Genomic DNA, 20,578 nt, shown 5'->3' with positions numbered 1-20,578 from the left:
TGGTGGTGGACAACGGCGACTAAACGCCGCAGAACGGGCACCATAACTCCATGATCGACCGAGTTGAGGGGTGGGGGTGGGGGTTCGGGTTAGGAGAGGGCTTCGCCGGCGGGGGCGGGGGTTTCCGCGTCCACCCGGTGGGCTCGCACCTTGTGGCCGACGCTGGTCAGGCAGCGGCCGCTGGGCAGGTCGAAACGCCAACCGTGCAGCTGGCAGGTGAGCTGGTCGCCCTCGACGATGCCGAAGCGGGTCAGGTCCGCCTTGAGGTGCGGGCAGCGCCGCTGCACCACCCAGTCGCCCAGGGTGATGTCCTCGGCGTCGGTGCTGCGCTCGTGCTCGTCGTACCAGCCCTCGGCGTACTGGAGACGCTCCTCCGAGAGGCACTTGAAGAAGGCGTAGACGAACTCGTTGTACTGGCCGATCCGGGCCGCCGAGAACCGGCAGGACAGGAAGAGCGAGTTGACCCAGTCCACCTCGTCGATGAAGAGCAGGTGCTCAATCAGCGACCGCTCGGTCCGGAACCGGTAGCGGACCTTCTCGTCGGCGTACGGTCGAACCTCCTTGCCCGGGAAGTCCACCACGATCGACTCGACGCTCTCGCCGTCGTAGCCGACCAGGTCGAAGCGGACCGGGCCACCCACACCCTTGGCCAGGTAGATCGACTCGTCGAGCAGCGGCTCGATCCGACGCTTCATCTCGCCGAGGACGTCCACCTCGGGGTGCCGCCAGGACGCCTTCTCCGCCTCGATGATCTGGCGCTTGCGCTCCCGCATCTCCTCCAGGTGGGCGACCTTGTTCGCGAAGAACTCCTGCACCGGCACCGGGTGGGTGGTGCTCGCGCCGTCGGTGGTGACTTCGGCGACGCTACCCGGCAGCAGCACGATCCCGTTGGTGCCGCCGACCTTGGCGTACTCCGAGAGGAAGACGGACTGGTCGGGGAAGATGTTGCCCTCGTCGCCGTGGATGTCGTTGAACTGCCACAGCTCGTCGTCGAGGAAGCACGGCGGGCCGGCGATCGGGAAGACGTGGTCGGCCTTCAGGTCGTCGATGTAGCGCCAGGTACGGTCGAACTGCCGGTCACGCTTCTGCTTGCCGAACGCGGTCTTCGCCGCCTGCGGCAGCTCGTAGACCATCGGGTACCAGATCGCGCCGGAGAACTGCAGCAGATGCGCGTGCACGTGCCCCAGCTCGGCGAAGACGCTCAGGTCGGTCGGGCGGGCGTCGTTCTGGTTGAGCAGCCGCACCCCGTCGTACTCGACCCAGAGCGACGAGTCGCCGATCGGGCCGTCGGTCGGGCTGGTCAGCGCCTGGATCATGATCTTCAGGCCGCCGGGGAGCTCCACGACCTGCTCGTTGGGCGCCTTCAGGAACTTGGTGAAGCCCAGCGCCCGGAACTCGTCCTCCATCTCCGAGGTGGGGAACTCGGGGAGCAGGACGGTGGCGTCCTTGGAGATGAAGTCCCGCAGGTGTTTCGCGTCGAAGTGGTCCCGGTGCAGGTGGGAGACGTACAGGTAGTCGACCTGGCCCAGGCTCTCCCAGTCGAGCAGGGAATTGTCCGGGAAGGGGAACCACGAGGCGAAGTACGCCGGGTTGACCCACGGGTCGCACAGGATGCTGCCCGCGGCCGTGTCGATCCGCATGCTGGCGTGCCCGGTTCCGGTCACTCGCACCGCACAGTCCCCCTCAAACAGACAATCAGGTGTGCACCAAACGCTACCGGAGCGAGTCTGACCGCCACCCCGCGACGCCGGTAGTGCCGTCCGGCCCGGGCAGGCAGAGCCTGATGGCCAGGAAACCCCCACCTCGCCGCGCCGAGCGGGAGGCGTGCCAGACTAACCAAAGATCCGATCGCGAGGGAAGGACCGACAGTGGCAGGAAGCGAGCCGGTAACGTCGCCAGACCAGCACAAGCCCGGGCACCGCAAAGCCGGGCAGATCGGCGCGGTGCTGTCGGCGCTGGCGCTGCTGGCGATGATCTGCGGCAACCACGAGGGCAGGGTCGAGGACCTCTGGCTGATCGGCCTGGCCGCACTGCTGCTGATCATCGTGATCGGCGACATCGTGCTGCGGCGCAACGGTCTGCGTTCCTGAACCGACCGTCTGACGCGCGACCGACGTACACGGAGGGCCCGCCCCCACCCGGGGACGGGCCCTCGTGCGTGCGCGTCGGGTCAGCGCCCGAAGAGAATGTCCTGCACGTCCTTCAGCGCGGCGTCCACCTCGGCCTCGAAGTAGCCGCCGGGAACCAGCCCGAACCGAAGCGTGTCGAGGTCCTTCGGGTCGACCGGCATCGGGTTGCGGCGCTGCATGCCGCCGAGCAGGGTCTCGAAGAACCGGTCCACCTGGTCGGGGTCGTACCCGCTGCCGAAGCGACGAACCTGGAAGCTGCGGCGGATCTGGTCGACCCGGTACAGGTCGCTTCCGGGCGGACCGGCCATCGGCGGACCGACCATCGGGGGGCCACCCATCGGAGGGCCGGCCACTGCGGGCGGACCGGCCATCGGCGGGCCACCCATGCCCTGCTGAGGCAGCTGAGGCGGACCGGCCGGGCCTCTGCGCATGTCACGCAGTTCCCGCTCCGGCATCCGAATCTCGGCGGTCATGTCGGTGCGGCCGCGCCGACCGGCCTCGAAGCCGTCGAAACGCGGCTCCTCCGGCGGGCCGTAGCCGCCGGGCGCGCGCTGGTCGTCCTGGCCGTAGCCACCAGGCCCACGCTGATCGTCCTGGCCGTAGCCACCAGGCCCACGCTGGTCGTCCTGGCCATAGCCGGAGGGGCCGGCGGGGAGGCCGCGCGGCGGAGCTCCGTGGCCAGCCATCGGACCGGGACCCATGGGACCACCGGGGCCCATCGGACCCCCGGGACCCATCGGGCCGGGGCCAGCCGGGCCGCGCGGGGCGTCGTAACCGCCGCGCGGGCCGTCGTACCCGCCGGCGAAGGCGCCGGTCGGCTCGTCGAAGCGGCCGTAGCGGTCGGCGGGCGGGCCGGCCTGGGCGGGCATCGGGCGCGGTGGCATCGGCGGGGCCATGCCCCGGTCATCGCGCATCGGCGGCCCCATCCGGTCCGGTGGGCCCAACCGGTCACCCATTCGGGGGTCGCCACCGCGCCCGGCGCTGTTACGCTCCTCCAACTCGGCCAGCTGCCGCTCCACCCGGTCGAGGTGCAGGTCGACCTGCCACTCGTCGTAGCCGTTGAACCGGACCCGGAAGACGACGTCGTGGACCTCCTGGGAGGCCACCGGCGCACCGACCTGTCGGCCGTCGAGCGTCGCCTCGACCCGGTCGAGGAAGGCATCCACCTCGTCGACCTTGTATCCCCGGCGGAGCGCCTTGCGCCGGAAACGCTGACCCTGACTCGCCACTATGTCTCCTGGTCTCGTTCGCCACGCCCGGTCACGCCGGTGCCTCTCCGGCGCGGTCGGTGTTGGTGTCGTTGTCCTCGGCGGCGGCGAGCTGGCCACACGCTCCGTCGATCTCGCGACCCCGGGTGTCCCGCACGGTGGTGGACACCCCGGCATCGCGCAACCGCCGGACGAACTCCCGCTCGACCGGCTTCGGGCTCGCGTCCCAGCGGCTGCCCGGCGTCGGATTGAGCGGGATGAGGTTCACGTGCGTCAGTTTGCCGGCCAGCAGCCGCCCGAGGAGGTCGGCCCGCCAGGGCTGGTCGTTCACGTCCTTGATCATCGCGTACTCGATCGACACGCGACGGCCCGTCCGGGCGGCGTAGTCCCACGCTGCGTCCAGCACCTCGGCTACCTTCCAGCGCTGGTTGACCGGCACGAGTTCGTCGCGCAGATCATCATCGGGCGCGTGCAACGACAGCGCAAGGGTCACAGAGAGGTCTTCGCTGGCCAGTCGGCGGATGGCCGGAACCAGCCCGACCGTGGAAACGGTGATGTGCCGCTGGGACAGACCAAGCCCTTCCGGAGCCGGGCTGACCAGCCGACGGATCGCCGCGATGACCCGGTTGTAGTTGGCCAACGGCTCACCCATGCCCATGAAGACGACACGCGACAGCCGAGGCGGGGACCCGGCGACCACGCCGGACGCCGCCACCCCGGCCATGTACACCGCCTGGTCGACGATCTCCGCGGTGGACAGGTTGCGGGTCAACCCGGCCTGGCCGGTCGCGCAGAACGGGCACGCCATGCCACAGCCCGCCTGGCTGGAGATGCAGACGGTGACCCGGTCCGGGTAGCCCATCAGCACGCTCTCCACCAGCGCACCGTCGTGCAGCCGCCAGAGCGCCTTGCGGGTCGCTCCGTCGTCGCAGGCCAACTCGCGCACCGGAGTGAGCAGCGTCGGCATCAACTGCTCGGACAACCGCTCCCGGGTCGCCGCAGGCAGGTCGGTCATGGCCTGCGGGTCACGGACCAGCCGCCCGAAGTAGTGGTTCGACACCTGCTTGGCACGGAAGGCGGGCTCACCCAACTCGGTGACCAGCGCCTGGCGGCCGGCCAGGTCCAGGTCGGCGAGGTGCTTCGGCGGCATGGAGGCCCGGCGCGCGGCGGGGGCATCCGAGATGGCGGGGATCAACGGCAGGCTCGTCATGGCTGGTCCAGTGTGTCACGCCGTCGGCGGCAGGTGCCGATCCGGAGGTGCCGAACGGGCCGCGACCCCCGCAGCCGGATGACCGGAACGCCGTGATCCATGCCTCAGTTCACCACCGGCACCAGGACGACCAGCAGCAGGTAGGCGGTCGGCACCGCGAAGAGGATCGAGTCCAGTCGGTCCATCAGACCGCCGTGGCCGGGCAGCAGGTTGCTCATGTCCTTGACGCCGAGATCCCGCTTGATCATCGACTCGGCCAGGTCGCCGAGGACCGCCGCGCAGGACACCGCCACCCCGAACAGCGCACCCCACCAGGGAGCCACCTCGAACATCAGCCACAGCAGCAACGCGCTGCCCAGGGCCGCCGCGGTGACCGAGCCGGCGAAGCCCTCCCAGGACTTCTTCGGGCTGATCGACGGGGCCATCGGGTGCTTGCCGAACGAGACGCCGGCCGCGTACCCGCCGGTGTCGGAGAGGACCACCGCGACCAGGGTGGCCAGGATCCGCATCCAACCGTCGCCGGGGGCCGCCGCCAGCAACGCCGCGAAACCAGCGAGGAACGGCACGTAGACAGCGATCAGAGTGGCGGCCGTGAGGTCCCGCTGGAAACCGGCCGGACCGTCACCGAGCCGCCAGATCATCGTGCCCAGCACGGTGACGAGCAGTCCCAGGCTGAGCGCGTCCGGGCCGGCGAACCAGGCCAGGCCCACGGTCAGCACTCCGCCGGCGATCAGCGGCACCAGGGGCGGGTGGGCGCCACTGCGCCGGACCGCCCTGGCCATCTCCCAGATGCCGACGGCGACCGCGGCGGCGATCACCGGCAGGAACGCCAACGGGTAGAACACCAGCGGCACCACGATCAGCGCGCCGAGCCCCAGCCCGACCCCGATCGCCGCCGGGAGGTTGCGGCCAGCCCGCCCGTTGCCCACCTGCTGGGTGGCCGGTCGGTCGAGGCTGGCTCGACGCCGACCCTTCGTCCGTCGACCGGCCGGCGGCTCCGGCTCGTCCGCCGGCTCCGGGTCCGGCATCAGTTCGGCACCGATGGGCGCGAGCTGAGCGGTCGGATACGCGTCCTCGTCGTACCGGCCCGGCTCGTCGTACCGGCCCGGCTCGTCGTAGCGCTCCGGGCGGGTGGGGACGCCGTCCGGGGCCGGCGAACGATCGCCGTGCCAGCCGGAGCGACCCCGATCCTCGTACCGGTCGGGTTGGTTCCGGTCGTCCTCGCGCCGGTCCCGGTCGTTGAAGCGATCGCGCCGGTCACGGTCGTCGAGACGGTCCCGGTCGTCCGGGCGGACCGCCCGGCCGCGCTCGTCGTACGGGTCCGTGGGGTGCGGGTCGGCGTACGGCCGGGCGTGCGGATCGGCGTACAGCTCGGGGCCGGCGCTGGGACGGCGGCTCCACTGGCCGGCGTCCAGCTCCTGGTCGGGCCAGGGCAGCGCAACCGGGCGCTCCGGACGGTCCCAGCCGCGAGGCTCGCTGCCGTAGGGGTCGGGGCGGGACATCACACACCGCGACGGGGCGCGAGAACCACCACATGACGCACGACCACAAGCATCCCCTACACGCGCGATGTTCCTCCGGTTGACCGCCCCGACGGTCGGTCGATTCCCGGGGTTCACCACCCGGTGGCCGGGAATCCTGCCGAGCCTACTGCACCCGCCGCAACGGCACGGCGGACGAGGGCACGCTGACGGGCCCCGCCCTGGTCGTCGGCCCGCGCGCCGGCGGAATACCCCAGCCGGTACGGCACCACGGGCGGAATCCGCAGCCATCGATCTGACCCGTCAACTGCCGGATCAGGAACTGAGTCGAGCACACCCGGCGTGATCCGCTGGGGAAGCGCCGGCTCCCGCCGGCGCGTCCGACGGGGGAAGGGCACACACGTGTACAAGATCAGCATGGCGGCGTTGACCGCGGCCGCCATCGTCCTGGCAGCGGGGTCACCGGCCGCCGCCACGGCGGGTACCAGTATCACCATCGATCGCCACGCCAGCGAGTTGTACCTGTTCGAGCCGCCGCTGGCCGAGCCCGGCGAGGCGTATCCGGCGACCAGTGTCGACGCCAGCGCCCGCAACTGCCCGGCCGGCGCGTACCTGATGTCGGCCTCGCTGGTGCAGGACGGCCTGCCGACCCTCTGGGCCACCTCGGGACGGGGCGCCGGCGAGATCCAGTGCGACGGCGGCACCGTCGCACTCGGGATGGGCTTCGCCCGCAGGGATCCGGTGCTGCACCCGGGCAAGGCCGCTGTCCGCTTCGCGCTCCGCGACGCGTACACCGGGGAGCAGGTGGCCGAGAGCACCCGGACCGTCTGGATTCCCTGCTGATGTACGAGACGAGGCCCGTTCCCCCGTGGGGATCGGGCCTCGCAGCGTCCCACCCGCGCCAGCGGGCGGACGCTCACACCTCGAGCAGTTCGGTTTCCTTGTGCTTGACCAGGTCGTCGATGTTGGCGACGTAGCGCTGGGTCAGGTCGTCGAGTTCCTTCTCGGCGCGGCGACCGTCGTCCTCGCCGGCCTCGCCGTCCTTGACGATGCGGTCCAACTCCTCCTTGCCACGGCGGCGGACGTTGCGGATCGCCACCTTGGCCTCCTCGCCCTTGTGCCGGGCCACCTTGATCATGTCGCGGCGGCGCTCCTCGGTCATCTGCGGGAGCAGGATGCGCAGCTGGCTGCCCTCGTTGTTCGGGTTCACCCCGAGGTCCGAGTCGCGGATCGCCTTCTCCATCGCGTTGATCTGCGAGTTGTCGTACGGCTTGATGATCGCCATGCGCGGCTCGGGGATCGCGATGGACGCCATCTGGGTCAGCGGGGTGGGCGTGCCGTAGTAGTCGATGATGACCTTGGAGAACATGGCGGGGTTGGCGCGACCGGTGCGGATGGCGCCGAACTCCTCCTTGGCGTGCTCGACCGCACGCTCCATCTTTTCCTCGGCCTCGAGGAGGGTGTCGTCGATCACCGGTCTCCTCGCCTCCTTCTGTGCTCGTCGTGGGCTCTGCTGAAAGTCGTCACACCGCCGCTGCCGTCGCCGACGGCGCGGCTCAGGCGGTGATCAGGGTGCCGATCTTGTCGCCACCCACCGCGCGGATGATGGTGTCGTCACCCTGCGCACCGAAGACCAGCATCGGCAGGCCGTTCTCCATGCAGAGGCTGAACGCCGCCGCGTCGGCCACCCGCAGGTTGCGGCGCAGCACCTCGGAGAAGGTGATCGAGTCGAGCTTGCTGGCGGTGGGATCGATCCGGGGATCGGCCGTGTAGACGCCGTCCACGCCGTTCTTGCTCATCAGCACCACGTCGGCCCGGATCTCCAGAGCCCGCTGGGCGGCCACCGTGTCGGTGGAGAAGTACGGCATGCCGGCGCCGGCGCCGAAGATGACCACGCGGCCCTTCTCCAGGTGCCGGATCGCCCGCAGCGGGATGTACGGTTCGGCGACCTGGGCCATCGTGATGGCGCTCTGCACCCGGGTCTCGATGCCCTCCTTCTCCAGGAAGTCCTGGAGGGCGAGGCAGTTCATCACGGTGCCGAGCATGCCCATGTAGTCGGCGCGGGCCCGGTCCATCCCGCGCTTCTGCAGCTCCGCGCCGCGGAAGAAGTTGCCGCCGCCGACCACCACGGAGACCTGCACGCCGCGGCGGACCACTGTGGCGATCTGCCGGGCGATGGCTTGGACGACGTCCGGGTCGACGCCGATCGCGCCACCACCGAAGACCTCACCGGAGAGCTTCAGCACCACCCGGCGGGCCCGCCCCGGCGGCGGTGCCGTCGGATCGTCCAGCTCCAGCGTCCGGTCACTCACAACCTGCGTCATCCGCCCCGCCCTTCACCACGCGCACGCCCCGTGCGGCGCGTACCGCGAACCTGCCGCTGCCGACCCTATGTGACGAGGAGGCCGCGGTGCCTGTCACGTACACCGGCGGCCTCCTCGTCGACGTCTCCTGCCCACGGGCACCCACGGCGCCCGGTGACGGCTCAGGCCTGGCCGACCTCGAACCGCACGAAGCGGGTGACCTCGATGCCGGCCTCGGCCAGCACCTGCTTCACCGACTTCTTGTTGTCGGCGACGGACGACTGCTCGATCAGGACGTAGTCCTTGAAGAACGAGTTCACCCGACCCTCGACGATCTTCGGCAGGGCCGCCTCGGGCTTGTTCTCCTCGCGGGCGGTCTGCTCGGCGATGCGCCGCTCGGACTCGACGATCTCGGCCGGAACCTCGTCCCGGGTGAGGTACTTCGGTCGCATCGCGGCGATCTGCATGGCCACACCACGGGCGTCGGCGTCGCCGGCCTCGTCGCTCTTACCGGTGTACGACACCAGCACGCCAACGGCCGGCGGCAGGTCCTGGGCCTTGCGGTGCAGGTAGACGGCGGTGGTGCCCTCGACCTTGGCGAACCGGTTGAGGACCAACTTTTCGCCGATCTTGGCGGACTGTTCCTGGATCAGGTCGGCGACGACCTTGCCGTCGAGCTCGCTGGCGAGCAGCTCCTCGGCGGTGTTCACGCCGGAGCGCTCACCGTGCTCGACCAGCTGCTGGGCCAGCGCGATGAACGACTCGGTCTTGGCGACGAAGTCGGTCTCGCAGTTGAGCTCCAACAGGGCCTTGCCGGAGTGGGCGACCAGGCCGTTGGCGGCCGTACGACCAGCCCGCTTGCCGACGTCCTTGGCGCCCTTGACGCGCAGGATCTCGACGGCCTTGTCGAAGTCGCCCTCGGCCTCGGTCAGCGCCTTCTTGCTGTCCATCATGCCGGCGCCGGTGAGGTCGCGGAGCTTCTTGACGTCCGCGGCGGTGATTTGGGACATGGCTCTCTCTTCGGTGTTGAGACGGCGTGTGGATGGTCAGAGATCCCGGTTACCCGGATCCGGGCGGATGGTGCCCGGCGTACCGCCGCCGCCCCCCATCCGAAGAAACGGACAGTGGGGCAGCGACGGTGCGATCACTCCGCGGTAGCGGCCGCCGGCTGCTCGGTGGCGGCCTGCGCCGGCTGCTCCGGGGTGGCGGGCTGCTCGGCGGCGGCAGCGGCGGGCTGCTCGGCCGGGGCGGCCGACTCGTCGGCCTTCTTCGGCTCGAGCAGCTCGCGCTCCCACTCGGTCAGCGGCTCGTCGCTCGCCACACCCTCGGGCTTCTCGTCGTTGCCCCGGCGACGGCCGGAACGCGCGATCAGACCATCCGCGACGGCGGCGGCGACGACCTTGGTCAGCAGCTCGGCCGAACGGATCGCGTCGTCGTTACCCGGGATCGGGAAGTCGACCTCGTCCGGGTCGCAGTTGGTGTCCAGCACCGCGATCACCGGGATGCCCAGCTTGCGGGCCTCGTCGACGGCGATGTGCTCCTTCTTGGTGTCGACGATCCAGACCGCGGCGGGAAGCTTCTGCATGTCCCGCAGACCACCGAGGGTGCGGGTCAGCTTGATCTTCTCGCGGGAGAGCTGCAGGGTCTCCTTCTTGGTGTAACCGGCGGCGGTGCCGCTGAGGTCACCCAGGCCCTCCAGCTCCTTCATCCGCTGGAGCCGCTTGTAAACGGTCTGGAAGTTGGTCAGCATGCCACCGAGCCAGCGGTGGTTGACGTACGGCTGGCCGACCCGGGTCGCCTGCTCGGCGATCGCTTCCTGAGCCTGCTTCTTGGTGCCGACGAACAGGATGCTGCCGCCCTCGGCGACGGTCCCACGCACGAACTCGTACGCCTTCTCGATGTAGTCGAGGGTCTGGCGCAGGTCGATGATGTAGATGCCGTTGCGCTCGGTCATGATGAAGCGCTTCATCTTGGGGTTCCAGCGCCGGGTCTGGTGCCCGAAGTGGACACCGCTCTCCAGCAGCTGGCGCATGGTCACGACGGCCATGGTTGGGGTACTCCTCTGGATCCCTGGTTGTCACGCCCGGCCGGTGGCCGGGCGTCCTGGCGCCTGGTCGCCGACCCATGGTGGGCCCGATCAAGATCGGGACCAGGGAGGCCGTCGCTCCACGACGATTTCGTGAAGAGGGCGCGCGAGGTCGACCGCACGAGGCGGTCGCCAGTTGGCCAGTGTACGCCCCTCACCCGTTCAGCCGCCCCGGGGTGCGCTGCGCCGTCGCTTCCCGTTCCCCGGCTCGGTGGCTCCCGCCTGATCGCTCGCTCTCCCTGGCCCGTTGGCCGTTGGCCCGTGCGCCTTGCCCCGTGCCCCGTGCGCCTTCGCCGTGCCCCGTGCGCCTTGCCCCTTGCCGCTCGCTCGCCCTGGTCGCCCGCCCGGCTTGGCGCTTGGCCGCTCGCCCGCTTGCTACCCGATCGCGCTAGTTCATGGAAATAGTGGCTTCCAACGACGCGGAGGCCACTATTTCCTGGTTGTTGCGCGAATCCTCGGCCGGTCAGCCACCGGCGAGCGCGGCCGGTCAGCCAGCGGCGAGCGCGGCGGCGATGAAGAGCACCAGGCCGACGGTCAGGTAGGCCGTCGGTGGGCGCAGCCAGCCCCGGCCGGTGTCGGAAAGCGCCAGACCTCCGGTTCGGAGCCCGTAGAGTCCGATCCCGAAGATCGGCAGCGCGGCGACCAGGGCGATCCCCACCACGACGTTCCCGGCGTCCACCGGATCGCCGGTCACGCCCGCGAGCAGCACCCGCAGCGCGGGTGCCTCGAAGATCAACACCAGCAGCGCGAAGAGTACGGCCAACACCGGCCGACGGGTCCGGTAGACGCCGTCAGCGGCCGGCGGATACACCGGCGGCTCGCCGGTGGGCAGGTCGGGGCGGGGACCGATCCCCGGCATCGGTCCGGTCGGCATCTCCAGCGGATGCGGAGTCTCGCCACCGCCACGGGTGGGCTCGATGATCGGATACCCGCCGAGCGGGGCGGGACGAGCCTGGTCGGCGACAGCGCCGGCCGGGGTCTCACCTACCGGCGTCGACGAACGGCCGATCTCCTCGCGAGCGACGGTCAGCGGTGCGTCAGTCCCGGCTGCCTCCCGGGCGGCCCACCGACCGGGCAACTCGCCAGAGGTCTCCGAGGGGTCCCGGACGGTGAGCGGGGCTCCCGTCCCGGCCGCCTCCCGGGCGGCCCACCGACCGGGCAACTCGCCAGAGGTCTCCGAGGGGTCCCGGTCAGCCCGCCGCGACCGGGCTGCCCGGTATCCGTCGGTCTCCGGCCGAGCGTCCCCGACCGGGTCGACCGCGCCGAACCGGCCCGAGTCGGGCTCGCTCGCGCCGAACCGGCCAGACTGGGCGTCCGCGGTGCCAAAGCGACCTGAGTCCGGCTCAGGCACACCGCCGAAACGACCGGTGTCCACCGCGGTCAGCCGCCCCGAATCGGATTCCGCCGCACCGCCGAAGCGGCCCGCGTCCACGGCGCCCAAGCGTCCGGAGTCCGGCTCGCGGCGTCGGCCGACCCCGGTGTCCTCGACGGAGTGGCTCTCGTCGGGGCCACGCTGCCCGGGAACGTCGTTGTCCCGGTACCGCGGTTCGCCCGCGCCGCGCCACTCCGACTCGCCATAACCGCGACCCCGCTCATCCGGGTACCAGCGCGGCTCCTGATCTTCCGGATAACTCCGTCGTCCGTCCACGTCAGGCACCGTATGCGACCGGCCACGCCCGCGCCATTTCGGCCCGACCCGTGCGGCGGCCAGCGCGGCGGCCAGCGCGATCGGACGGAAGCCGGTGGAGACGCGCCGGGGCCGCCCTCGCGCCCACCATCAACGTTGATCAGGTGATGAAAAGTAGGTCCACAGCCGTCCTGGGACCTACTTTCCATCACTTGATCATGAGGCGGCTGGCGGCGGTGAGTCGCCAGGCCATGGCTTCCTAGCACGGCGCGGGCTTGATCGTCCGGTTGTCCACAGGTCACTGGTTGTCCACAGATCTGCTGTTGGCGAGGTCGCGGCGCTCGCACTTCGGCGGGCACCGTGCCTCCATGACGAAGCGGAACCAGGCAGTCGGCGCGTACGGGGAGCGGTGCGCCGTTCGGCACCTGACCGAGGCAGGGCTGCGCCCTGTCGCCCAGAACTGGCGCTGCCCGGCCGGAGAGATCGACATCATCGCCTGGGACGGGCCGGTGCTTGCCTTCTGCGAGGTGAAGACCCGCCGGAGCGACGACTTCGGCACGCCGGCCGAGGCGGTCGTGCCGGCCAAGGCCCGCCGGCTGCGAGGGCTCGCCGCGCGCTGGCTGACCGAGACCGGCACGACCGCCGAGGAGGTGCGGTTCGACGTGCTGTCGGTGCGGCTGCCGGAGTCCGGCCCGGCACAGGTCGACCACCTCAAGGGCGCGTTCTGAGATGCGTATTCCGAAGGATCGGTGACGGCGTCATGAGCTACGCGAAGGTGCTCTGTGTGGGTCTGGTCGGGGTGACCGGCCACCTGGTCGAGGTGGAGGCCGACCTGGCCGCCGGTCTGCCGGCAGTGGTGATCTCCGGCCTGCCGGACACCGCCTTGCACGAAGCCCGCGACCGCGTCCGCGCCGCCGTGGTCAACTCCGGCCAACGCTGGCCCAACCGGCGGATCACCCTCAACCTGCTGCCCGCCACGCTGCCGAAGTTCGGCTCGGCCTTCGACCTCGCCATCGCCGCAGCTCTGCTGGGCGGCTCGGGTGAGCTGCCGCTGCTCCCGCTGGAGGGTGTGGTGGTCCTCGGCGAGTTGGGGCTCGACGGGACGGTCCGGCCGGTGCGCGGCGTGCTCCCGATGGTCGCGGCCGCGGCCCGGGCCGGCGTCGAGCGGGTGATCGTCCCGGTCGGCAACGCCGCCGAGGCCGCGGTCATCCCAGGGGTACGGGTGCGAGCGGTGGACCACCTGCACCGGCTGGTCGCCTTCGTCCGCGACGGCACCCCGCTGATCGAGCCGCCGGAGGCCGAACCGACGCCAGTCGTCGGTGGACCGGATCTCGCCGAGGTCGCCGGGCAGCAGCTGGGTCGGCGCGCGTTGGAGGTGGCCGCCGCCGGTGGGCACCACGTGGCCCTGCTCGGCCCTCCGGGTGCCGGCAAGACGATGCTCGCCGAACGACTGCCGTCGATCCTGCCCGAGCTGGACGACGACGCGGCGCTGGAGGTGACCGCACTGCACTCGGTCGCTGGGCTGCTGCCGCCGGGCGGCCGGTTGCTGCGACGCCCGCCGTTCCAGGCGCCGCACCACACCGCGACCGTGCCCTCGCTGGTCGGCGGTGGCTCTGGGCTGGCCCGGCCCGGCGCGGTGTCGCTGGCCCACCGTGGGGTCTTGTTTTTGGACGAAGCTCCCGAGTTCAGCAAGGGCGCGTTGGAGGCGCTGCGCCAACCCCTGGAGCACGGTCGTATCCAGCTGAGCCGGAGCGGGGGCGGCACTGTCTACCCGGCCCGGACCCAGTTGGTCTTGGCCGCCAACCCTTGCCCTTGCGCGAAACCGGCCGGCGACTCACATTGCGAGTGCACCGCGTTGGTCCGTCGCCGATACCTCGGCCGGCTCTCCGGGCCACTGCTCGACCGGATCGACGTGCAGGTGCGGCTGATGCCGGTGCGGGCGGCGGAGTTGATGGCACCCCACGGTGATGTTGAACCCTCGGCGACGGTCGCCGCGCGGGTGGCGGCGGCCCGACAGGCGGCGGCGACCCGCTGGGCCGACCTCGGTCGGAGGCTCAACGCCGAGGTGGACGGCCCGTATCTACGTCGACCGCCGTGGCGGCTGCCCGCCCGGGTCACCGCCGAACTGCGCGGCCGACTCGACTCCGGCTCACTGTCGGCACGCGGCTTCGATCGAGTGATCCGGATGGCCTGGACCATCACCGACCTGGACGGCCGAGACCGGCCAGATCAGGACGATGTGCGGGAAGCGATCCAACTCAGGACGGGAGAAGCGATGTGAGTGCCGACGACGAGCGCAGGTTGGCCCGGGTCGCGCTGACCTGGCTGGCCGAGCCGGGCACCCGCGTGGTGTACCGGCTGGTCGAACGGCTCGGGCCGGTGGCGACCCTCGATCTGCTGCTCGACGGGGGCAGCCCGGACGGCTGGCTGCACAGCACGGTGGCCGCCCGGTTGGCGGGCGGCGACGCCCGGGCGGTGGCGGCCGAGGCGCTGGAGCGCGCCGACCGGCTCGGTGCCCGACTGGTCACGCCGGACGACGAGGAGTGGCCGGCCCGGGTTGCCGCTCTGGCCACGCTACGTCTGCCGGACGTCACCCGACGGGTGGACCTGGAGACCGCACCACCGCTCTGCTTCTGGGTACGTGGAGGCTGGCCGCTGGGCGAGGCCCTGGATCGTTCGGTGGCCGTGGTCGGGGCGCGGGCGGCCACCGGGTATGGCCAGCACGTCGCGACCGAGCTGGGATACGGGCTGGCCGAGCGGGACTGGACAGTCGTGTCGGGTGGCGCGTTCGGCATCGACGCCGCCGCCCACCGGGGAGCCCTCAACGCGGGCGGTTTGACCGTCGCGGTGCTCGCCTGTGGACTGGACCGACCGTACCCGATGGGAAACGCCGCGCTCTTCGACCGGATCGCCGACACCGGGCTGCTGGTCAGCGAGTGGCCGCCCGGTGCCGAGCCGCTGCGGCCCCGGTTCCTGATCCGCAATCGGGTGATCGCCGCAGGCACCCTGGGCACGGTCCTGGTGGAGGCGTCGGCGCGCAGTGGCGCGACCCAGACCGCGCGCCGAGCCGTCTACACCAATCGGGTAGCCATGGTGGTGCCCGGGCCGGTGACCTCGGCGATGTCCGTCGGCGCGCACGAGTTCCTCCGCGACAACCCCAAGACGCGGCTGGTCACCGGCGTGGCACACGTGCTCGAGGAGGTGGGCCGGATCGGCGCCGACCTGGCCCCGCCGGCGCGTGGCCCACAACGGCCCGCCGACGCGCTCGACGACGACGCGCGGTCACTGCTGGAGGCGATGCCCCGCCGGGGTGCCCGAGGTGTCGACGCGCTCGCCGCCCGCGCCGGCCTCGACGTTCGCACCGCGATGCGCAAGCTGTCCCTGCTCGAGGAGCTGTCCATGGTGGTCCGTCGTGACGACGGCTACGCCCTCCGTGCGCAGGTAGCACCGAAACCCGGAAACGTAGGCGTCACCGCACGCTGAATGACGGGGCACCCGACAGCTGGTGTTACCGGTACGGTGCGTGGTCATGGGTGCGATCAAGCCGTGGCATGTCACCATCCTGTGCTGTCTCGTCACGACCGCTGTGCTCGTTGTGGGCCTGGTCGTGTTCCTGGTCAAGAGGAGCAACCGCAGCTAGCACCCATCGGCCGTAGGCTGAGGGCGTGTCAGCTGCCAGTGAGGGCGCCGGGGCCGACGAACCGGCGCGTCCGCGATGAGCCGGCCCGACCGGAGCACCCGGGCCATGCACCAGGCACTACCGCCGGCGTTGCGGGATGCCGTCGACGACTTCGCCGAGCACCTGTCCCGGGTGCGGAACCGCTCGACGCACACCGTCCGCGCGTACGTCACCGATCTGGTCTCGTTGCTCGACCATGCGGTACGGATGGGCTGCGTCGACCTGGCCGACCTGGACCTGTCGGTGTTGCGCAGTTGGCTGGCGCGGCAGCGCACCACGGGCGCGGCACGCACGTCGTTGGCGCGGCGGGCCGCGTCGGCACGGGCGTTCAGCGCCTGGGCGCACCGAGCCGGGCTGCTAGCCGTCGACGTCGGTGCGGCACTGGCCAGCCCACGTGCACACCGGGAGTTGCCCGGCGTGCTGCGCGCCGACCAGGCAGCCGCGTTGGTCGAGGCCCCGGCCCGTCGCGCGACGCCCACCACCGACCCACCCCAAGCACACCAAGAACACACAGATCCAGCACCCACAGACGCGGCGGGCGCCCCGACGGAAACCGCGGTGCCATTGCGGGACCGGGTGCTGCTGGAGCTGCTCTACGCCACCGGCGTACGGGTCAGTGAGGCGTGCGGGTTGGACGTCGCTGACGTCGACCACGGCCGACGGGTGATCCGGGTGCTCGGCAAGGGCGGACGGGAACGCTCGGTGCCGTACGGGGTGCCCGCCCAGCGGGCGTTGGACGACTGGTTACGCCGGGGCCGGCCGGCGCTGATGGGCGCGCACTCCGGGGACGCGCTGCTGCTGGGTGCCCGTGGTGGTCGGCTCAATCCGACGACCGCGCGTCAGATCGTCGGTGCGTACGCCGAGGCCGCCGGCCTACCCCGGACGAGCCCGCACGGTCTACGCCACTCGGCGGCCACCCACCTGCTGGAGGGTGGTGCGGACCTGCGCGCCGTGCAGGAGCTGCTCGGTCACTCGTCGTTGGCCAGCACGCAGATCTACACACACGTGTCGGTGGAGCGGCTGCGCGCCGCGTACCGTCAGGCCCACCCGCGCGCCTGATCAAGGGCCGCAGGTCCGGGGGCCCCGGCGGTTACGATCATCAAGTGAGCGTCCCGCAGCCCCCTGAGCCGATCCCGGGCGCCCGCCTGCTCTTCTCCCTGGACCCGGCGGTCAGCCATCTCAACCACGGCTCGTTCGGCGCGGTCCCGATCGGGGTGCAGCGAGCCCAGCAGCGGCTGCGTGACGAGATGGAGTCCAACCCGCTGCGCTTCTTCACCCAGGGGCTGGTCGAGCGGATCGCGCACACCCGCCGGCACCTCGCCGGGTTCCTGGGTGCCGACCCGGACGGCAGCGCCCTGGTGGGCAACACCACGACCGGCGTCGCCGTGGTGCTCCAGTCGATGGGCCTGCGGCCCGGCGACGAGGTGCTCAGCACCGACCACGGGTACGGGGCGGTGAGCCTGGCCATCCAGCGTGAGTGCCGCCGTACCGGGGCGGTCAGCCGGGTCCTGCCGATTCCACTGGCCGCGACCGACGAGCAGCTCGTGCAGATCGTCCGCGACGGCCTGCGACCCGGCCGGACCCGACTACTCGTCGTCGACCAGCTCACCTCGGCCACGGCCAAGCTCTTCCCGACCGCCGCGATCGTCGGGGTGGCCCGCGAACACGGCATACCGGTCCTGGTCGACGCCGCACACGCCCCGGGAATGCTGGCGACGACGGTGGCCAGCATCGGCGCCGACTTCTGGGTGGGCAACCTGCACAAGTGGGCGTACGCCCCGCGCGGGACCGCCCTGCTGGCGGTGGCACCGCAGTGGCGGGACCGGATCGAGCCGCTGGTGGTCTCCTGGGAGCAGGAGTCGGGCTTCCCGGCCCGGCTCGAGTGGCAGGCGACCCTCGACTACACGTCCTGGCTGGCCGCGCCGGCGGGCCTGTTCACGCTGCGCAGTCTCGGCGTCGACCGGGTACGGGCGCACAACGCCGCGCTCGCCGCGTACGGCCAGCGGGTGGTGGCGGACGCCCTGGGGGTGGCCCCCGGCGATCTGCCCGACCCCGGCGGACCGGGGGTGGCCATGCGTCTCATCCCGCTGCCGCCCGGCGCTGGCACCACGATCGACGCCGCTCGGGCGTTGCAGGCGCGCATCGGTGAACGGCTCGCCGCCGAGGTGGCGGTGATGAGCTGGAACGGCCGGGGGTGGCTGCGGCTCACCGGTCAGGTCTACAACACCGCCGACGAGTACGAGCGGCTGGGCGCACGGCTGCCGGCACTGCTCGCCCAGCGTTGACCGGACGACCGGGAGCAGACACCGGAAGCGGACCGACAGGGACCAGACGCACCGGGCCGAGGCCGAGCAGTGCCAGCGGGTCCAGATAGTCCGTGCCCCGGCGCAGGCCCCAGTGCAGGCACGCCTCGGCCGGGCAACCCGGGTGGCCGGGTAGCAGCTCGCCCAGCGGGGTGCCGGCGGTGACCTGCTGGCCAGGACGTACGGCGGGTCGGACCGGCTCGTGGGTGGTCCGCAGCCCGTCGGCGTGCCCCACGGTGATGACCGGTCGCCCGGCCACCATACCGGCGAAGAGGACGGTGCCCGGACCGGCGCTGCGGATCACCGCTCCGGCCGGCGCGGCCAGGTCGACGCCCCGGTGACCGGACAGCCACGGCCGGGGTGGCGGGTCGAATCGGCGTACCGGACGAGGTGGCCCGTCGACCGGCCAGCGGAATCGCCCGGTGGGCGCTGGGCCCGCCACCGGCACCGCCAGGGCCGCGACCGGGACGGTCGGCGTCGGTGGTTGGCCGGGTACCACCGCGACCAACACCGCCAGCCCGCAGAGTTGCACGGTCAGCGCGAGCGGAAGCGCGGCGCAGAGCAGCAGCGTACGGCGGATCGAAGGGGTGGACGGCGGACGCATGATGGCAGCCTGCAGCCAACACCGGGCCGTCTGCCAGCCCGGCCGACCGGTCTGTGGACAACGGGGCGTGCTGTGGACGACCACCCAACGTCCTCGATGATCTGCTATGCCCGGACACTGGCCCGACGCCTACCGGACCAGGTCACCACCACTGCTCATTGGACCCGGTCTCGTAGTCGTACTCCTCGACGTGCTCCCACTCCTTGCCGGTCATTGTCTGGTATGCGTTGGACGCGACGTCGAGAATCGATTCCGCATGAGCGGCCTCGACGGTCGTGAAGCGCCCGAACGCTGCCGGATCGGCCAGCACGGCATCGAAGGCCGCCGGTCCCGCCACCACCACCGCGCAGCGCGCGTACAGGAAGCCGTCCTCAGTCAGCTGGTCGCCGCCCGGTGGAACTGCCCGAGCGAGCACCCGACGGTCCAGTTCGTAGAGCTTGAACGCGAGCGTCTCGGCGAAGCCGATGATCCGCTCCACCGGCTCTTCCGCCAGCACGGCGGTCAACCGCTCGTACGGCCGGTCGTCCTGCACCTCGGGCCGACCGCCCAACACCGCGACGAGCCGCCAGAATTCCTCATCCGCAATCATCACAACCCGCAATGATCGCTCGGCCGAACCGGTACCAGCCCGCTGACCCCACGCCGCCGTACCTCCGGTGCCGTCTTCGGGTCCAAAGCAGTTCGACCGCGCGCCGCCCCGCAGCCCGGGAGGGCCTAGGCTGGGCCGCGTACGGCGGGTGCCGCCGTCTGCACCGGGGAGGCCCGCATGACCACTCTCGATGACCGGACGTCCTCCTCCACCGGGCCGGCGGTGGCCGACGTGAGCGGCCCGTCCCGGCTCGCGCATCCGGACGAGGCGATCAGCGCCGAGGAGTTGCAGCTCGCTGCCCGCAACCACGGCATCCCGTTGGAGGCGCTGCGCTACGACGTCACGCCCGCCGGGCTGCACTACCTGCTGATCCACTACGACATCCCGGAGGTCGACGCGGCGACGCACGCGCTGACCATCGGCGGCGCGGTGGACCGGCCGCTGACGGTGACCCTCGCCGACCTGCGGGAGCGGCCACGGGTCACCCGGCAGGTGACGCTGGAGTGCGCCGGTAACGGCCGGGCCCTGCTGCACCCCCGGCCGGTGAGCCAGCCGTGGCTGGTCGAGGCCGTCGGCAACGCCGAGTGGACCGGCACGCCCCTCGCTCCGCTGCTGCGGGAGGCGGGCCTCGGGCCGGACGCTGTCGACGTGGTCTTCACCGGCGCCGATCACGGCGTCGAGCGCGGGGTCGAGCAGGACTACCAGCGTGGGCTGCCGGTCGCCGACGCGCTGCGCGAGGAGGTGCTGCTGGCGTACGAGATGAACGGCGCTCCCCTGCTGCCACAGCACGGCGCTCCGCTGCGGCTGATCGTGCCCGGCTGGTACGGCATGGCGCACGTGAAGTGGCTGCACTCGATCGAGGTCCGGACCGAGCCGTTCCAGGGGTACCAGAACGCGGTGGCCTACCGGGTCCGCCGCGACGCCGACGACCCGGGCGTGCCGGTGACGCGGATCGAGCCGCGGGCGCTGGTCCGCCCGCCAGGCTTCCCCGACTTCATGTCCCGCCGCCGCGTGCTGCGCCCCGGTGCCTGCACGGTCGACGGTCGGGCCTGGTCCGGGCACGCCCCGGTGGTGTCGGTGGAGGTCACCACCGACGGTGGGGAGAGCTGGGCGCCGGCCGAGCTGGACCCGGCGGCGGCCGGTGACTTCGCCTGGCGGCGCTGGCGGTACGAGTGGACCGCCGCCCCGGGCCGATACGTGCTGGGTGCCCGGGCGACCGACGCGTCCGGGCGGACCCAGCCGGTCGAGCAGCCGTGGAACCGTGGCGGCTTCGCCAACAACCTGGTGCAGCGGGTCGAGGTCGTGGTGCCGGCCGAGTGATCGGCGGCCGGTGCTGCACCACGGGTGGGGGGCCCGTGC

18 protein-coding genes and 1 pseudogene are annotated in these 20,578 nt (G+C 71.6%); 8 read left to right on the top strand and 11 right to left on the bottom strand.

The annotated features are described in order from the left end of the window. Positions 1–89: 89 nt before the first annotated feature. The gene (locus tag O7614_RS08660; RefSeq protein ID WP_278137946.1) at positions 90–1,670 is read right to left on the bottom strand and encodes a Rieske 2Fe-2S domain-containing protein; all 1,581 of its coding nucleotides are present in this window, start codon (positions 1,668–1,670) and stop codon (positions 90–92) included. 198 nt (positions 1,671–1,868) lie between these two features. Between O7614_RS08660 and O7614_RS08655 the strand changes: the two genes are divergently transcribed. Further along, the gene (locus tag O7614_RS08655) at positions 1,869–2,090 is read left to right on the top strand and encodes a DUF2631 domain-containing protein (protein ID WP_088946662.1); all 222 of its coding nucleotides are present in this window, start codon (positions 1,869–1,871) and stop codon (positions 2,088–2,090) included. Positions 2,091–2,170: 80 nt separating this feature from the next. On the opposite strand, the gene O7614_RS08650 is transcribed toward O7614_RS08655, so the two are convergent. From O7614_RS08650 to O7614_RS08640, 3 genes are all read right to left on the bottom strand, one after another. Further along, complete coding sequence (locus O7614_RS08650) at positions 2,171–3,358, bottom strand: DivIVA domain-containing protein (RefSeq protein ID WP_278137945.1); 1,188 nt, start codon at positions 3,356–3,358, stop codon at positions 2,171–2,173. A 31-nt stretch (positions 3,359–3,389) separates the two neighbouring features. Beyond that, positions 3,390–4,547: a 23S rRNA (adenine(2503)-C(2))-methyltransferase RlmN gene (gene rlmN, locus O7614_RS08645; protein WP_269680629.1), complete on the bottom strand. Its 1,158-nt coding sequence runs from the start codon at positions 4,545–4,547 to the stop codon at positions 3,390–3,392. A 104-nt stretch (positions 4,548–4,651) separates the two neighbouring features. After that, on the bottom strand, positions 4,652–6,049 hold the full coding sequence (locus O7614_RS08640) for a phosphatidate cytidylyltransferase (RefSeq protein ID WP_278137944.1): 1,398 nt from the start codon (positions 6,047–6,049) through the stop codon (positions 4,652–4,654). 381 nt (positions 6,050–6,430) lie between these two features. Here O7614_RS08640 and O7614_RS08635 point away from each other — a divergent pair, with 381 nt between their 5' ends. Then, positions 6,431–6,871, top strand: coding sequence for a hypothetical protein (locus tag O7614_RS08635; RefSeq protein WP_278137943.1), 441 nt, complete (start codon positions 6,431–6,433; stop codon positions 6,869–6,871). Positions 6,872–6,944: 73 nt separating this feature from the next. On the opposite strand, the gene frr is transcribed toward O7614_RS08635, so the two are convergent. The 5 genes and pseudogenes from frr to O7614_RS08610 form a co-directional block, all read right to left on the bottom strand. Then, positions 6,945–7,502: a ribosome recycling factor gene (frr, locus tag O7614_RS08630; RefSeq protein WP_278137942.1), complete on the bottom strand. Its 558-nt coding sequence runs from the start codon at positions 7,500–7,502 to the stop codon at positions 6,945–6,947. Between the two features lie 82 nt (positions 7,503–7,584). Next, positions 7,585–8,352, bottom strand: a complete 768-nt coding sequence (gene pyrH / locus O7614_RS08625; RefSeq protein ID WP_030335195.1) for a UMP kinase — start codon at positions 8,350–8,352, stop codon at positions 7,585–7,587. Between the two features lie 161 nt (positions 8,353–8,513). Further along, the gene (tsf, locus tag O7614_RS08620) at positions 8,514–9,341 is read right to left on the bottom strand and encodes a translation elongation factor Ts (RefSeq protein WP_278137941.1); all 828 of its coding nucleotides are present in this window, start codon (positions 9,339–9,341) and stop codon (positions 8,514–8,516) included. A gap of 134 nt (positions 9,342–9,475) precedes the next feature. Further along, complete coding sequence (gene rpsB, locus O7614_RS08615) at positions 9,476–10,378, bottom strand: 30S ribosomal protein S2 (protein ID WP_278137940.1); 903 nt, start codon at positions 10,376–10,378, stop codon at positions 9,476–9,478. Positions 10,379–10,904: 526 nt separating this feature from the next. Further along, a pseudogene (locus O7614_RS08610) lies at positions 10,905–12,102 on the bottom strand (hypothetical protein). A gap of 310 nt (positions 12,103–12,412) precedes the next feature. Here O7614_RS08610 and O7614_RS08605 point away from each other — a divergent pair. From O7614_RS08605 to O7614_RS08585, 5 genes are all read left to right on the top strand, one after another. After that, positions 12,413–12,772 carry a YraN family protein gene (locus O7614_RS08605; RefSeq protein WP_278137938.1) on the top strand — a complete coding sequence of 120 codons (360 nt, stop codon included), beginning with the start codon at positions 12,413–12,415 and terminating at the stop codon, positions 12,770–12,772. A 32-nt stretch (positions 12,773–12,804) separates the two neighbouring features. Next, positions 12,805–14,325: a YifB family Mg chelatase-like AAA ATPase gene (locus tag O7614_RS08600; RefSeq protein ID WP_278137937.1), complete on the top strand. Its 1,521-nt coding sequence runs from the start codon at positions 12,805–12,807 to the stop codon at positions 14,323–14,325. After that, entirely contained in the window at positions 14,322–15,527 is a 1,206-nt protein-coding gene (locus O7614_RS08595; protein WP_278137936.1) for a DNA-protecting protein DprA, read from the top strand. The genes O7614_RS08600 and O7614_RS08595 overlap by 4 nt, the downstream gene beginning before the upstream one ends. A 232-nt stretch (positions 15,528–15,759) precedes the next feature. Next, positions 15,760–16,782, top strand: coding sequence for a tyrosine recombinase XerC (locus O7614_RS08590; RefSeq protein WP_278137935.1), 1,023 nt, complete (start codon positions 15,760–15,762; stop codon positions 16,780–16,782). Positions 16,783–16,826: 44 nt separating this feature from the next. Next, positions 16,827–18,008: an aminotransferase class V-fold PLP-dependent enzyme gene (locus O7614_RS08585; RefSeq protein ID WP_278137934.1), complete on the top strand. Its 1,182-nt coding sequence runs from the start codon at positions 16,827–16,829 to the stop codon at positions 18,006–18,008. On the opposite strand, the gene O7614_RS08580 is transcribed toward O7614_RS08585, so the two are convergent. After that, positions 17,929–18,630 (bottom strand): M23 family metallopeptidase, encoded by a 702-nt coding sequence (locus tag O7614_RS08580; protein WP_278137933.1) that lies wholly within the window; start codon positions 18,628–18,630, stop codon positions 17,929–17,931. The two genes, O7614_RS08585 and O7614_RS08580, sit on opposite strands and share 80 nt — an antisense overlap. Positions 18,631–18,772: 142 nt before the next feature. Then, the gene (locus tag O7614_RS08575; RefSeq protein WP_278142190.1) at positions 18,773–19,219 is read right to left on the bottom strand and encodes a DUF4240 domain-containing protein; all 447 of its coding nucleotides are present in this window, start codon (positions 19,217–19,219) and stop codon (positions 18,773–18,775) included. Between the two features lie 177 nt (positions 19,220–19,396). Between O7614_RS08575 and O7614_RS08570 the strand changes: the two genes are divergently transcribed. Continuing rightward, entirely contained in the window at positions 19,397–20,539 is a 1,143-nt protein-coding gene (locus O7614_RS08570) for a sulfite oxidase (RefSeq protein ID WP_278137932.1), read from the top strand. The last annotated feature ends 39 nt before the right edge of the window (positions 20,540–20,578 follow it).

Origin of the sequence: Micromonospora sp. WMMD961 (assembly GCF_029626145.1) — a bacterium.
Classification (GTDB): domain Bacteria; phylum Actinomycetota; class Actinomycetes; order Mycobacteriales; family Micromonosporaceae; genus Micromonospora.
The sequence above is the reverse complement of the archived record's forward strand: the minus strand, read 5'-3'. Positions and strand labels throughout refer to the sequence as shown.